At 72.0% G+C, this 14454-nt stretch carries 9 protein-coding genes; 7 read left to right on the forward strand and 2 right to left on the reverse strand.

The window, feature by feature from the left end; translation table 11 throughout:
- Positions 1 to 126: 126 nt before the first annotated feature.
- A complete protein-coding gene (locus tag ASC56_RS27875; RefSeq protein ID WP_055494328.1) occupies positions 127 to 1629 on the forward strand; it encodes a M1 family metallopeptidase in 1503 nt (500 codons plus the stop codon).
- A 169-nt stretch (positions 1630 to 1798) separates the two neighbouring features.
- Positions 1799 to 3289, forward strand: coding sequence for a GTPase HflX (gene hflX / locus ASC56_RS27880; protein ID WP_055494329.1), 1491 nt, complete (start codon positions 1799 to 1801; stop codon positions 3287 to 3289).
- 179 nt (positions 3290 to 3468) lie between these two features.
- Here hflX and ASC56_RS27885 read toward each other — a convergent pair whose 3' ends face one another.
- On the reverse strand, positions 3469 to 4695 hold the full coding sequence (locus ASC56_RS27885) for a serine protease (protein WP_055494330.1): 1227 nt from the start codon (positions 4693 to 4695) through the stop codon (positions 3469 to 3471).
- Positions 4696 to 5033: 338 nt separating this feature from the next.
- Here ASC56_RS27885 and ASC56_RS27890 point away from each other — a divergent pair, with 338 nt between their 5' ends.
- The 4 genes from ASC56_RS27890 (at position 5034) to ASC56_RS27905 (ending at position 12402) form a co-directional block, all read left to right on the forward strand.
- Positions 5034 to 6692: a diaminobutyrate--2-oxoglutarate transaminase family protein gene (locus tag ASC56_RS27890; RefSeq protein ID WP_079102737.1), complete on the forward strand. Its 1659-nt coding sequence runs from the start codon at positions 5034 to 5036 to the stop codon at positions 6690 to 6692.
- A gap of 560 nt (positions 6693 to 7252) precedes the next feature.
- Positions 7253 to 9202, forward strand: a complete 1950-nt coding sequence (locus tag ASC56_RS38460) for an IucA/IucC family protein (RefSeq protein WP_371330304.1) — start codon at positions 7253 to 7255, stop codon at positions 9200 to 9202.
- Between the two features lie 38 nt (positions 9203 to 9240).
- Positions 9241 to 10104, forward strand: a complete 864-nt coding sequence (locus tag ASC56_RS27900; protein WP_055494332.1) for a GNAT family N-acetyltransferase — start codon at positions 9241 to 9243, stop codon at positions 10102 to 10104.
- Between the two features lie 324 nt (positions 10105 to 10428).
- Complete coding sequence (locus ASC56_RS27905) at positions 10429 to 12402, forward strand: ATP-dependent DNA helicase (RefSeq protein ID WP_055494333.1); 1974 nt, start codon at positions 10429 to 10431, stop codon at positions 12400 to 12402.
- 178 nt (positions 12403 to 12580) lie between these two features.
- Here the strand turns inward: ASC56_RS27905 and lexA are convergent, their stop codons facing one another.
- Positions 12581 to 13360, reverse strand: coding sequence for a transcriptional repressor LexA (gene lexA, locus ASC56_RS27910; protein ID WP_055494334.1), 780 nt, complete (start codon positions 13358 to 13360; stop codon positions 12581 to 12583).
- A 520-nt stretch (positions 13361 to 13880) separates the two neighbouring features.
- On the opposite strand from lexA, the gene nrdR reads away from it, so the two are divergent.
- Positions 13881 to 14444 (forward strand): transcriptional regulator NrdR, encoded by a 564-nt coding sequence (gene nrdR / locus ASC56_RS27915; protein WP_055494335.1) that lies wholly within the window; start codon positions 13881 to 13883, stop codon positions 14442 to 14444.
- The last annotated feature ends 10 nt before the right edge of the window (positions 14445 to 14454 follow it).

Here is a 14454-nt window from a genome sequence, read left to right on the forward strand (position 1 = left end):
GGCCGCTCACTGGGGCCGCCCGCCCGTCGGCGCACGGCCGGGCCGTGCGCCACGGCTGAACCCGTTCGGGTGGGATATGGCGCGCGCCGTCACCGCGCGACCCGTGCGCGCTGGTAGCCGTGGTCCATGCCGCACAGCCTCCGTTCCGTGATCCCCCGTGCCCGCCGTGCCCGGGCGGCCCTGCTCGCCTCCGCCGCCTCCGTCTGCCTGATCGCCGCCGGCGTGCCCTCGCCCCCCGAGCCGCTGGGCATCGGCGACCGGCTCTTCCCGACCCTCGGCAACCCCGGTTACGACGTCCGGTCGTACGACCTCTCCTTCGTCTATCCCGGCAGCAACAGCAAGCCGCTGGCCGCCGTCACCAGCATCCGGGCGCTCGTCACCGAGCCGCTGAAGCGGATCAACCTGGACTTCGCGCACGGCACGGTGCAGTCCGTCGACGTCAACGGCGCGCCCGCGACCTTCACCAGCGCCGGGGAGGACCTGGTGATCACGCCGAACACCCCGCTCCCCAAGGGCAGCGCGCTGCGGATCACCGTGCGGCACACCAGTGACCCCGTTGCCGAGAAGGGCCGGGACGGCGGCTGGGTGCGGACCGAGGACGGACTGGTGATGGCCAACCAGGCCGACGCCGCCCACCTGGTCTTCCCCTGCAACGACCACCCCTCCGACAAGGCGATGTTCACCTTCCACGTGACCACGCCGGAGGGCTACACGGCCGTGGCGAACGGCGTGCCCGTGCGCACCGAGCGAGCGGGCGGGGAGACCACCTGGACCTACCGCACCGAGCACCCCATGGCCACCGAACTGGCCCAGGTCTCCATCGGCCGCACCGTCGTACTGCACCGACGCGGTCCGCACGGCCTGCCCATCCGCGATGTCGTCCCCGCCGAGGACCAGGCGCTCCTCGAACCGTGGCTGGAGAAGACCGCCGACCAGATCGCGTGGATGGAGAAGAAGGTCGGCCCGTACCCCTTCGAGACGTACGGAATGCTGATCGCGCGGGCTCAGACCGGCTTCGAACTGGAGACACAGACCCTCTCCCTCTTCGAGAAGGAGCTGTTCACCGCCTCCTCGTATCCCAAGTGGTACGTGGAGTCCATCGCGCTGCACGAGCTGTCCCACCAGTGGTTCGGCGACAGCGTCAGCCCGCGCACCTGGTCCGACCTCTGGCTGAACGAGGGGCACGCCACCTGGTACGAGGCCCTGTACGCGGAAGAGACCGCGCACCACTCCATGGAGCAGCGCATGAAGGCGGCGTACGCCCTCTCCGACCGCTGGCGCGCCCTCGGCGGACCGCCCGCCGAGCCCAAGGAGCCCGAGGCCGGCCAGAAGATCAGCCTCTTCCGGCCGAACGTCTACGACGGCGCCGCACTCGTGCTGTACGCGCTGCGCCAGGAGATCGGCACCGCCGCCTTCGAGCACCTGGAGCGGGCCTGGGTCGCGGTGCACCGGGACCGCACGGCGACCACGGCCGACTTCGAGCGCCTGGCGTCCACCGTCGCGGGACGGGATCTGAGCGCCTTCTTCCAGGGCTGGCTCCACGGCCAGAAGACCCCGCCGATGCCGGGGCACCCGGACTGGGCGAGCGGGCCCGCGGAGGCTCCGGCCGGGGCGCGACAAGTCGGATGACGAGACGGGCCGTGCCGTGCGACCATCGTCGGGTCGGCGGCGCGGCCCCCAGGGCGGGTGACCGGGAATGTCCCGGGGTACTCAAGCGTTGTGACCTCTGGCGAGTGGTGTGACGGGGACGGCCCGCACTCCGCCGCCGCAATCGAATCCCCAGACACGTAAGGATCCAATGACCTCCTCTTCTTCCTCTTCCCAGGACACCAAGCGCTTTGCGCACGCCTACCCCGAGGGTCTTCGGGCCGATGCCCTGATGGAAGAGGACGTCGCCTGGAGCCACGAGATCGACGGAGAGCGCGACGGCGACCAGTTCGACCGCTCCGAGCGTGCGGCCCTGCGTCGTGTCGCGGGACTGTCCACCGAGCTCGAGGACGTCACCGAGGTCGAGTACCGACAGCTGCGCCTGGAGCGCGTCGTGCTCGTCGGGGTGTGGACCACGGGGACCGCGGAGGACGCGGACAACTCGCTCGCCGAGCTGGCCGCCCTCGCGGAGACCGCGGGCGCGCTCGTGCTCGACGGCGTGATCCAGCGCCGCGACAAGCCGGACGCGGCGACCTACATCGGTTCCGGCAAGGCCGCGGAGCTGCGGGACATCGTGCTCGAAACGGGTGCCGACACCGTCATCTGCGACGGTGAGCTCGGCCCCGGCCAGCTGATCCACCTCGAGGACATCGTCAAGGTCAAGGTCATCGACCGTACGGCCCTGATCCTGGACATCTTCGCCCAGCACGCCAAGTCCCGAGAGGGCAAGGCGCAGGTCGCGCTCGCGCAGATGCAGTACATGCTGCCGCGGCTGCGCGGCTGGGGTCAGTCGCTGTCCCGGCAGATGGGCGGCGGCAGCGGCGGCCTGGCGACCCGTGGTCCCGGTGAGACCAAGATCGAGACGGACCGGCGGCGGATCCGCGAGAAGATGGCGAAGATGCGCCGGGAGATCGCGGAGATGAAGACCGGCCGCGAGATCAAGCGCCAGGAGCGCAGGCGCCACAAGGTGCCCTCGGTCGCCATCGCGGGCTACACCAACGCCGGCAAGTCCTCCCTGCTCAACCGCCTCACGGGCGCGGGCGTCCTGGTCGAGAACGCGCTGTTCGCGACCCTCGACCCGACCGTGCGCAGGGCGGAGACCCCGAGCGGCCGGCTGTACACGCTGGCGGACACCGTCGGCTTCGTACGGCACCTGCCGCACCACCTGGTCGAGGCGTTCCGCTCCACCATGGAAGAGGTCGGCGACTCCGACCTGATCCTGCACGTGGTGGACGGCTCGCACCCGGCACCGGAGGAGCAGCTGGCCGCCGTACGCGAGGTGATCAGGGACGTCGGCGCCACCGACGTGCCCGAGATCGTCGTGATCAACAAGGCGGACACGGCCGACCCGCTGGTGCTCCAGCGGCTGCTGCGGATCGAGAAGCGCTCCCTCGCCGTCTCGGCCCGTACCGGCGAGGGCATCAGGGAACTGCTCGCGCTCATCGACAACGAGCTGCCCAGGCCCTCGGTGGAGATCGAGGTGATCGTGCCCTACACGCAGGGCCGTCTGATCGCCCGCGCCCACTCCGAGGGCGAGGTGATCTCCGAGGAGCACACCCCGGAGGGCACGCTGCTCAAGGCCCGGGTGCACGAGGAACTGGCCGCTGAGCTGGCGCCCTACGTTCCGGCATCGGCCGTCTGACCCACAGCGGTCCCGGCCGTCCGACCCACGGCGGAAGGCCCGCTCCCTGTCGACAGGGAGCGGGCCTTCCGCGTCTACAGGGAGCGGGCCCGCCGCCGTCTGTCCGGAGCCTGTCGGGTGCCGGCCGGCCGAGATCCTAACCAGGTGTCGGCCGTCCGACACCTGTCAGGTGCGCTGTGTCACTGGGCGGCGAACTTCTTGCTGACCGACTCGTAGACGCCCTTGGCCACCGGGCCCAGCCGCGGTCCGGCCAGCCAGCCCGACGACACCGGGCCGATCGAGGTGTTGGAGACCAGCGCGGGCTTGCCGTTCGCGCCCGTCTCCACCCAGCCGCCACCGGAGGAACCGCCCGTCATGGTGCAGCCGATGCGGTACATCGTCGGGTCCGTCCTCACGATCGAGAGCCGCCCCGGCTTGTCCTGGCACTGGTACAGCTTCTGGCCGTCGAACGGTGCCGCCGCCGGGTAGCCGGTCGCCGTGATGCCGGCGACCTTGGACACGGCAGGCGCGTTGAAGTTCACCGGGAGCGCCGAACCGACCGTCTCCTCCAGGGACTTGCCGCCGCTGCCCTTCTCCGGTGTCACATGGATGACGGCGAAGTCGTACGACGCGCCCTGGCCGCCCGTCTCGCCGCCCTGCTCGATCCACTGCTGCGAGGTCTGCGCCCAGTCACCCCACCAGACGCCGTACGGGGCGACCTCCTCCCTGGTGGCGTTCTTCAACTGCGCCTCCGTCCTGCCGGAGTTGTTGTACGTCGGCACGAACGCGATGTTGCGGTACCAGCCGCCCTTCTTGCCGGCGTGTACGCAGTGGCCCGCGGTCCACACGAGGTTGGACTTGCCGGGGTGGGCCGGGTCCTCGACCACGGTCGCCGAGCAGACCATCGTGCCCCCGGGCGCGTCGAAGAACACTTTGCCCGCCGTGGGCGCGTTGTCGTGGTACGCGGCCGCCACCGCCCGCGCCCTCACCGGTGCCGGGGTCGGGTCCGTGACCCCCTGGTCGCCCGAGAGGTCGTTGTCGCTGACGCCCTTGTCGGGGTCATTGGCCCTGCGCATCCGGTCCGGGTCCCACAGCCCCTTGATGATCGGGTTGATGAACTCGTCGGCCTGGCGCAGCCACTGGTCCCTGTTCCAGTTCTTCCAGGCGCCGTTCTTCCACTTGTCGATGTCGATCCCGTGTTCCTTGAGCTTCTGCCTGATGTCGTCCGGGACCTTGATCTTGCCGTCGCCCGCGGCGGACGCGGACGCGCTCGCCTCACCGCTCGCCTTGGCGTCGCCGCCCGAGTTGCACGCCGTCGTGGTCAGCGCCAGCACGGTGGCGAGGCCGACCGCAGCCAGCACGGGGGAGGTTCCCCGGCGCGCACTCCCTTCTCGGCGGACGGCGAAGAGCGGGCGTATGGGTCGCATGGTCTGAACTCCCCCTGGGATGAACCTGATTGAGGTGGACGTGTACCGCCGTGGAGCGCGGGACATCGTAAATGATCACTGCTTCCGCTGAACGGCACCACACACTATGCGGTGGCTGTGGGGGACTTCCCACGGAACGGCAACAGTTGCGTCACGGCGGCGACCACCGGAGCACCTCCCTCCGGGCAGGTCCGGCGTCAAGGAAGTCGTGTCGGGGATCATCGGCAAGGATCTTCCCCCCACCCGCTTCCACGGACCCTTCACGTCGTTGTTACGCACGGGGGACCTGCGTTCGTGCTCAACCCTCGGCTTCCTGGACAGCGGGAGGAACTGACGTCGTGACCGTGACGGAGACCGCGGTGGTGCCGCCGCTAGCAACCGTGGACGGCGAGCCGGAGAGGTCCGCGGCAGCCGAGGACGAGCGTGCGGCGCGTGAGGGGGCTCCCGCAACCGAAGCGGTGCGCGCCGCGCACGAGGGCATTCTGCGGCGGCAGTCGGCGCGCGAGTCCGCCGCGCGCACCTATGCGCGCGCCCTGCCGATCGTGCCCGTGCGGGCGCGTGGGCTCACCATCGAGGGCGCCGACGGGCGCCGTTACCTCGACTGCCTCTCCGGCGCGGGCACCCTGGCCCTCGGCCACAACCACCCGGTGGTCCTGGAGGCGATCCGGAAGGTCCTCGACTCGGGTGCCCCGCTGACCGTCCTGGACCTGGCCACGCCCGTGAAGGACGCCTTCACCACCGAGCTGTTCCGCACCCTGCCGCCCGGCTTCGCCGACCACGCCCGCGTGCAGTTCTGCGGCCCGGCCGGGACGGACGCCGTGGAGGCCGCCCTGAAGCTGGTGCGCATGGCGACCGGCCGGACCGGGATCCTCGCCTTCACCGGCGCGTACCACGGGATGACCGCGGGGGCGCTGGAGGCGTCAGGGGGCGCGACCGATGTACGGGTGACGCGGCTGCCGTATCCGCTGGACTACCGCTGCCCCTTCGGAGTCGGTGGCGAGCGCGGTGCCGAACTCGCCGCCCGCTGGACCGAGTCCGTGCTCGACGACGACAAGTCGGGCGTACCACTGCCCGCCGGGATGATCCTCGAACCGGTGCAGGGCGAGGGCGGGGTGAACCCCGCGCCGGACGCGTGGATGCGCCGGATGCGGGAGATCACGAGGAACCGGTCGATCCCGTTGATCGCTGACGAGGTGCAGACGGGTGTGGGCCGGACCGGACGCTTCTGGGCGGTCGAGCACAGCGGTGTGGTCCCGGACGTGATGGTCCTCTCCAAGGCGATCGGCGGCAGCCTGCCGCTCGCTGTCGTGGTCTACCGCGACGACCTCGACGTCTGGCAACCCGGCGCCCACGCGGGCACGTTCCGCGGCAACCAGCTCGCCATGGCCGCCGGCACGGCGACCCTCGCGTACGTCCGTGAGAACCGCCTCGCCGAGCGCGCAGCCACGCTCGGCGCCCGACTGCTGACGCAACTCCGCTCCCTGGCGGCCGAGTTCCCGTGCATCGGGGATGTGCGGGGCCGGGGGCTGATGATCGGCATCGAGCTGGTGAACCCCGAGGGCGCGCCCGAACGGGTGCCCCTGGACTCGCCGACCGCCGGTGCCGGTGCCGGTGCCGAGGCTGCGGATGCCGGAGGTGCCGATGCCGGGGTCGCGGGCTTCCGGGGCGCTGATCGGGGCGGTGGCGATTCGGGGGGTGTCGGTTTCGGGAGTCCCGGCTTCGGGAGCGCTGGTCGGGGCGGTGTCGAGCCCGGGGGCGTCGGCTTCGGGGCGGTCGGCCCTGGGGGCGCCGGGGCCTGTCCCGCCGCGCCCGCGCTGGCCGCCGCCGTCCGGCGGGAGTGCCTGCGACGCGGACTGATCGTGGAGCTGGGCGGGCGGCAGGCGAGTGTGGTCCGGCTGCTGCCGCCCCTGACGATCAGCGACGAGCAGGCGAGCGCGGTCCTTGACCGGCTCGCGGACGCGGTGGCCGCGGTGGCCCGGGGTCCCTTACACCCCTGAGCACGCGTGCCGCGCTCCTCGGCCCGGCACCGCGGCCCAACCGGCCCCACCCCCACCCACGTCCCACCAGGAAGGCCCAGGGCCTCGCACCCGCCCGTACCGCACGGCCCGTCGCCGCACGAGCCGGAACCACCTCACGAGGAACGCCCTTGAACGCCACCCCCAGCCACGACGGCGAACCCCACACCTCCGAGCGCGAGCCGGGCCCCGCAGGGGCCGCCGCGCTCGCACCGGGGGCCGACGCGGTACCCCGGCAGAAGGCCGCGTCACCGGAGGTCGCAGAGGTGCGCGGCCCCGGCGCCGACCTGCTGGACCATCCCGACGCGTACACGGCCGCCCAGATCGCGACCGTGGAGAACCTGCTGCGCTGCTGGGTCCGTGAGCACGACCTAGCCGCGCCCGCCGACGGCACTCTGCGCATCCCGCTCCGCGCCAGCGGTACGGCCCTCCTCGCCCCCGTCCACTACTGGTCCCCGACCGGCTGGCACCGCTTCGGCCCCCCGCGTCTGGCCGGCGCACCTGGGTGGGCCCCACCGGCGGACGCGGTGACGGTGGCGGCCCTGCTGGCACGGGAACCGACGCCAACCCACCCGGCCACGGCCCAGGGCGCCGACCCGGCACCGGACCCTGACCGGGCGCCGGACCCGGCACTGGACGCGGTCCCGGTCCCGGCACCGGACCCGGCACTGGACCCGGTCCCGGCACCGGTCTCGGCGCCGGCACCGGCACTGGACGCGGTCCCGGTCCCGGCACCGGTCCCGGCACTAGACCCGGTCTCGGCAGGGGCTCCGGTCCCGGCACCGGTCTCGGCGCCAGGTTCCATGCCCGGCGCCACGCCGGGTCCCATCGCCGGTGCGGCAGCGGACTCCGGGGCGGACCGGGTGCCGGGCCTCGCGCCGGGCGCCCCATGGGGCCCCGTGGTGGATCCCGCGCCGGGCTCTGCGCCAGGCCGCCCCTCAGGCCTCCCGCAGGGCTCCCCCTCGGCCACCCCGCCCTCCCCGCACGACGCCACGTCGAGCAGGGCATCGGACCCGGCGCCCGGCTTCGCGTCGTGCCACCTCGGCGATCTGGTGAGCCGTGTCGCCGACTCCGTCCGCCGGACCGAGGCCTTCATCGCGGATCGCCGTGGGCACCCCGTCGACGGGAGTGACCTCTTCCTCTCGGCCGAACAGGCGCTGCTGCTCGGTCACCCGCTGCACCCGACGGCCAAGAGCCGCGAGGGCCTCTCCGACGCCGAGGCCCGCCGCTACTCGCCCGAACTGCGCGGCTGCTTCCCGCTGCACTGGCTGGCGGTCGCGCCCTCGGTACTCGCGGCGGACTCGGCGTGGACCGAGCGCGGCGTGCCCGTGCCCGCGGGCCGGCTGACCGAACGGCTCGCGGGCCCGGACCTTCCGCTGCCCGACGGGTTCAGAGCGCTTCCGCTGCATCCCTGGCAGGCACGGGAAATCCGGCACCGCCCCGAGGTCGTGGCCCTGCTGGACGCCGGACTGCTCCGGGATCTCGGCCCGTACGGCGAGCCCTGGCACCCCACCTCCTCCGTGCGCACCGTCCACCGCTCGGGCGCCCCCGCGATGCTGAAGCTGTCGCTGGGCCTGCGCATCACCAACTCCCGCCGGGAGAACCTCCGCAAGGAACTCCACCGGGGCGTCGAGGTGCACCGTCTGCTGCGCGGTGGCGTCGGCAAGCAGTGGCGGTCCGCGCACCCCCGCTTCGACATCGTCCGCGACCCGGCCTGGCTCGCCGTCGACGACCAGGACGGCATCCCCGTGACCGGGCTGGACGTGGTGATCCGGCACAACCCGTTCGCGCCGACCGTCGATGCCTCGTGCGTCGCCGGACTCGTCTCGCCGAGGCCCCGCGCCGCGCTCGCCGGACAGCGGCGCCCCGTCCTGCGCTCCCGGCTCGCCGAGATCGTCACCCGCCTCGCGGTGCGCACCGGGCGCTCACGCGCGGCCGTCACCACCGAGTGGTTCCTGCGCTACCTCGAACAGGTCGTGCGCCCCGTGCTCTGGCTGGACAGCGAGGCCGGCGTAGCCCTGGAGGCACACCAGCAGAACACCGTGCTCCTGCTGGACCCCGACGGCTGGCCCACGGGCGGACGCTACCGGGACAACCAGGGCTACTACTTCCGCGAGTCCCGCCGCGGCGAACTCGACGCCCGGCTGCCCGGCATCGGTGCGCACAGCGACACGTTCGTCCCGGACGAGGTGACCGACGAGCGCTTCGCGTACTACCTCGGCATCAACAACGTGCTCGGCCTCATCGGCGCGTTCGGCTCCCAGCGCCTCGCCGACGAACGGCTGTTGCTCGCCGCCTTCCGCCACTTCCTGGCCCGCGTCGCCACCGGGCCCGACCGGCTGCGCACGCCTCTGCCCGCCCATCTGCTCGACTCACCCGTACTGCGCTGCAAGGCCAATCTGCTGACCCGGCTGCACGGCCTCGACGAGCTCGTCGGCCCGGTCGACAGCCAGTCCGTCTACGTCACCATCGCCAACCCCCTCCATTCCTGAGGAACATGCCCCATTCGTCTCCTGAGAGGAGCGTCGCCGTGCCTCCCACCGATGCGAGCACCGACGCCGGCACCGCCTTCGCCGACCCGGCGGGTCCGGACCCGGGCACGGGCTCCGAGCCCGAAGCCGAGCCCGGCCGCAGCCCCGACTGCGAGGAGACCCTCGATCTCCGGCTGCCCGACGAGTTCCTGGCGCTCTGCGCGGAGGAGGAGACGGACCGGCCGACATGGGGTCCCCCCGGGCTCGCCGATCCGGTCGAGGCGATCGCCGCACCGGCCGCCCCTGCCGCACGCCACGCCGTCCCGCAGGACGACGACCTCCTCGACCACCTCGCCGACTGGGGCAGCACCACCACCCCCGCAGGCGTCCTCCACCTCGTGCCCGTCCGCCTCGCACGCGACCTGCCGCTCATCGCCCGCTGGATGAACGACCCCGCGGTGGCCGCATTCTGGGATCTGGCGGGAGAAGCATCGGTGACCGACCGGCACCTGCGCGCCCAACTCGACGGTGACGGACGCAGCGTCCCCTGCCTCGGCGTGCTGAACGGCACCCCCATGAGCTACTGGGAGATCTACCGCGCGGACCTCGATCCTCTGGCCCGTCACTACCCGGCTCGTCCCCACGACACCGGAATCCACCTCCTCATCGGCGGTGTCGCCGACCGCGGGCGTGGCCTCGGATCCACCCTGCTGCGCGCCGCCGCCGACCTGATCCTCGACCGCCGTCCTTCCTGCGCACGCGTCGTCGCCGAACCCGACCTTCGCAACACCCCCTCCATCGCAGCCTTCCTGAGCGCCGGCTTCCGCTTCTCCGCCGAGGTCGACCTGCCCCACAAGCGGGCCGCCCTGATGGTCCGGGACCGTGTCCTGCGCCATCTGCTCCCGGGTCATCACTCTGAGTAACGACGCTCGCCCCGCATTGGTTCCGGACCGAGGAGTCCTCGTACCGATTCCACCCCCTGTCCCGCGTGGTCCCGCTGGTCTCGCGGGGCCCCGCGGTTGGCTCCGCGTGGTCCCGCCAGTCCCGCCGGTCCCGGCAGTCCCGCGAGTCCCGCGAGTCAGTCCCGCGAGGCCCGTCAGTCCCGTCAGTCCCGTCCGGACCGCCCCCGGCACCCGTCCGCCGCGCTGCACGGAACCATGCCGAACTCCCGCACCACCCGTGAGCGCCCCGTGCGCCGCGGCCTTGATGCCCCCGTTGTCAGTGACGGGCCGTAGGGTGGTCGGGCTATGACGAAGCCCTCACTCCCCGAACTCCTGCACGCAGCCGTCACAGCTGTCGGCGGCACGGAGCGCCCCGGCCAGGTGACCATGGCCCAAGCCGTCGCCGAGGCGATCGACGACGGTTCTCATCTGCTCGTTCAGGCGGGCACCGGTACCGGAAAGTCGCTGGGCTATCTGGTGCCCGCGCTCGCGCACGGGGAGCCCGTCGTCGTGGCGACCGCCACCCTGGCCCTGCAGCGCCAGCTCGTCGAGCGCGATCTGCCGCGCACCGTGGAGGCACTGCATCCGCTGCTGCGCCGCCGCCCGGAGTTCGCCATGCTCAAGGGCCGGTCGAACTACCTGTGCCTGCACCGCCTGCACGAGGGGATGCCGCAGGACGAGGAGGACGGCCTCTTCGACCAGTTCGAGGCGGCGGCGCCCACCAGCAAGCTGGGCCAGGACCTGCTCCGGCTGCGCGACTGGTCCCAGGAGACGGACAGCGGCGACCGTGACGACCTCACCCCGGGCGTCTCCGACCGCGCCTGGGCCCAGGTGTCGGTGTCGTCCCGGGAGTGCCTGGGCGCCTCGAAGTGTGCGTACGGCGCCGAATGCTTCGCCGAGATGGCCCGCGAGCGCGCCAAGCTCGCCGAGGTCGTCGTCACGAACCACGCGCTGCTCGCGATCGACGCCATCGAGGGCGCGCCGGTCCTGCCGCAGCACGAGGTGCTGATCGTGGACGAGGCCCACGAACTGGTCTCCCGGGTGACGGGTGTCGCCACCGGCGAGCTCACCCCCGGCCAGGTCAACCGCGCGGTGCGCCGCGCCGCGAAGCTGGTCAACGAGAAGGCGGCCGACCAGCTCCAGACGGCCGCCGAGGGCTTCGAGCGGCTGATGGAGCTCGCCCTGCCCGGCCGTCTGGAGGAGATCCCCGAGGACCTCGGCTACGCCCTGATGGCGCTGCGCGACGCCGCGCGTACGGTGATCTCCGCGCTCGGTACCACCCGCGACAAGTCCGTTCAGGACGAGGACGCCGTCCGGAAGCAGGCGCTGGCCGCCGTGGAAACGGTGCACGACGTGGCGGAGCGGATCACCAACGGCTCCGAGTGGGACGTCGTCTGGTACGAGCGCCACGACCGCTTCGGCGCCTCCCTGCACGTCGCCCCGATGTCCGTGTCGGGGCTCCTCAGGGAGAAGCTCTTCGGGGACCGCTCGGTGATCCTGACGTCGGCCACACTGAAGCTGGGCGGCGACTTCAACGGCGTCGGGGCATCCCTGGGCCTCGCTCCCGAGGGCACGGAGGGGGACGACCTCCCCAAGTGGAAGGGCGTCGACGTCGGCTCGCCCTTCGACTATCCGAAGCAGGGCATCCTGTACGTCGCCAGGCATCTCTCGCGCCCGGCGCGGGACGGCGACCGCGCGGACATGCTGGACGAGCTCACGGAGCTGATCGAAGCGGCCGGCGGCCGCACGCTGGGGCTGTTCTCGTCGATGCGGGCCGCCCAGCTCGCCGCCGAGGAGCTGCGCACCCGCATCCCGGAGTACCCGATCCTCCTCCAGGGCGAGGAGACGCTCGGCGAGCTGATCAAGAACTTCGCCGCGGACCCCCGGACATGCCTCTTCGGGACGCTCTCGCTCTGGCAGGGTGTCGACGTCCCCGGGCCCAGCTGTCAGCTGGTCGTCATGGACAAGATCCCGTTCCCGCGCCCCGACGACCCGCTGATGAGTGCCCGGCAGAAGGCCGTGGAGGACGCCGGGGGGAACGGCTTCATGGCCGTCGCCGCGACGCACGCCGCGCTGCTGATGGCACAGGGCGCCGGCCGCCTCGTACGGGCGTCGGGGGACCGGGGGGTGGTCGCCGTACTGGACCAGCGGCTCGCCACAGCCCGCTACGGCGGCTATCTGAAGGCGTCGCTGCCCGACTTCTGGTACACGACGGACCGAAACCAGGTGCGCAGGTCCCTCGCGGCGATCGACGCGGCGGCGAAGACGCAGGGCGTCTGACCCGGCGCGGGTCCGATGTGTGCATGCCACTACGCTGTCCCGCGGCCCGGCCGCGGGACAGCGTAGTGGCGGGGGCATCCGAATCGCCCCCGGACAGCATGGGGCCCCGGAACCGGCGCAGGGGTCCCGGGGCCCGGATCAGGGGCGGTTGTCGCAAGGGCCGCCCGCCGCGGTGGTGTCACACCCGCCGCAGCACCGCCACCACCTTGCCGAGGATCGTGGCCTCGTCGCCGGGGATCGGCTGGTACGCCGAGTTGTGCGGCAGCAGCCAGACATGGCCGTCCTCGCGCTTGAAGCGCTTGACCGTGGCCTCGCCGTCGAGCATCGCCGCGACGATGTCGCCGTTCTCCGCGACGGGCTGGCGGCGGACCGTGACCCAGTCGCCGTCGCAGATCGCGGCCTCGATCATGGAGTCTCCGACGACCTTCAGCACGAAGAGCTCACCGTCGCCGACCAGCTGCCGGGGGAGCGGGAAGACGTCCTCGACCGATTCCTCGGCCAGGATGGGGCCACCGGCGGCGATGCGGCCGACGAGCGGGACGTACGACGCGGCGGGCTTGCCCGCGGTGTCGGTGGGCTGCACGGCGGACGACTGGTCGGAGCCGCGTACCTCGTAGGCGCGCGGGCGGTGCGGGTCGCGGCGCAGGAATCCCTTGCGCTCGAGCGCCATCAGCTGGTGGGCCACCGAGGAGGTGCTGGAGAGGCCCACGGCCTGGCCGATCTCCCGCATCGACGGCGGGTAGCCGCGCCGCTGCACGGAGTCCCGGATGACCTCGATCACCCGGCGCTGCCGGTCGGTCAGCCCGGAGCTGTCCGCCCTGATGCCTGGAGGTCGGCCGGGCAGGGACCTCTTGGGTCCCTCAGGGTTCGTGGCTTCGTTCATGGCATGCACCGGCTCGAGTCGGCCCTGGGAGCGGTCCTGGGCAGTGATGGTGGCACTGTCTGCGGTGGTGGTCACGTCGGCCCCTCTCGATGGTCTCCCGTGCAGCACAACGGTAGTTGCTTTCGAAAGGTTGCGCCAAACACACGTTCGAGTGAAAAACGGCGAATTGCCTTACGTGATCTGTTGCCCGGGTGTATGGCTCCCGCTGCTCCAGGCGGACGAAAGCGCTCATTGCTGTACTCTTCACCGCCGGGGCGAGGGCCTTGTGGGCCGCCGCGGTCGGCGCCCAGTCTGCCACCCGGCGCCCCGTGGGCCGGTCACCGACCCCCGTTCTTCATGGCGCGTCCACGGTATCCGCGCATGGCCCTGATGGGTATGGCCGTGCGGCATGTGCCAATCCGTGCCCGACCCGCGTGTCGTTCCCCGAATGTACGAGCCAATCGCTACATGTAGTGGTTGGATTGAAGCAGCGGCCCAGAAGTTGTGGTCCCCCCGGTCTTCGCGGCTCAGGAGATCGCCTATGCTTGGGGCTGCTTCGAGGGGCCCATGGGGCTCGTGAGGTCTATGAGTCGTGCTGAAAAGGAGGGTTGGAGCCATGCACTGCCCCTTCTGCAGGCACCCCGACAGCCGCGTCGTCGACAGTCGTACGACCGACGACGGCACGGCCATCCGAAGGCGCCGCCAGTGCCCCGACTGCTCCCGTCGTTTCACGACCGTGGAGACGTGTTCGCTGATGGTGGTCAAGCGGTCCGGAGTCACCGAGCCCTTCAGTCGTACCAAGGTCATCAACGGCGTGCGCAAGGCATGCCAGGGGCGACCAGTCACCGAGGACGCACTCGCCCAACTCGGCCAGCGGGTCGAGGAGGCGGTGCGGGCCACCGGGAGCGCCGAGCTGACCACACATGACGTGGGTCTGGCCATACTCGGCCCCTTGCAGGAGCTCGACCTCGTCGCGTACCTGCGGTTCGCGTCCGTTTACCGGGCGTTCGACTCGTTGGAGGACTTCGAAGCCGCCATCGCGGAACTCAGGCAGCAGGAGCGGGGGCGCCCCGCCGTGGACGACGACGACCACGAGCAGGCTGTCGCGGAGCGCCAGGGAACCGATCGCGGGTCCGGGGGGACGGTCGACGTCCCCGTGCCCGCCATCGCCGCCGACTGACGGGCGGGCC

Origin of the sequence: Streptomyces sp. TP-A0356 (assembly GCF_001417775.1) — a bacterium.
Classification (GTDB): Bacteria; Actinomycetota; Actinomycetes; order Streptomycetales; family Streptomycetaceae; genus Streptomyces.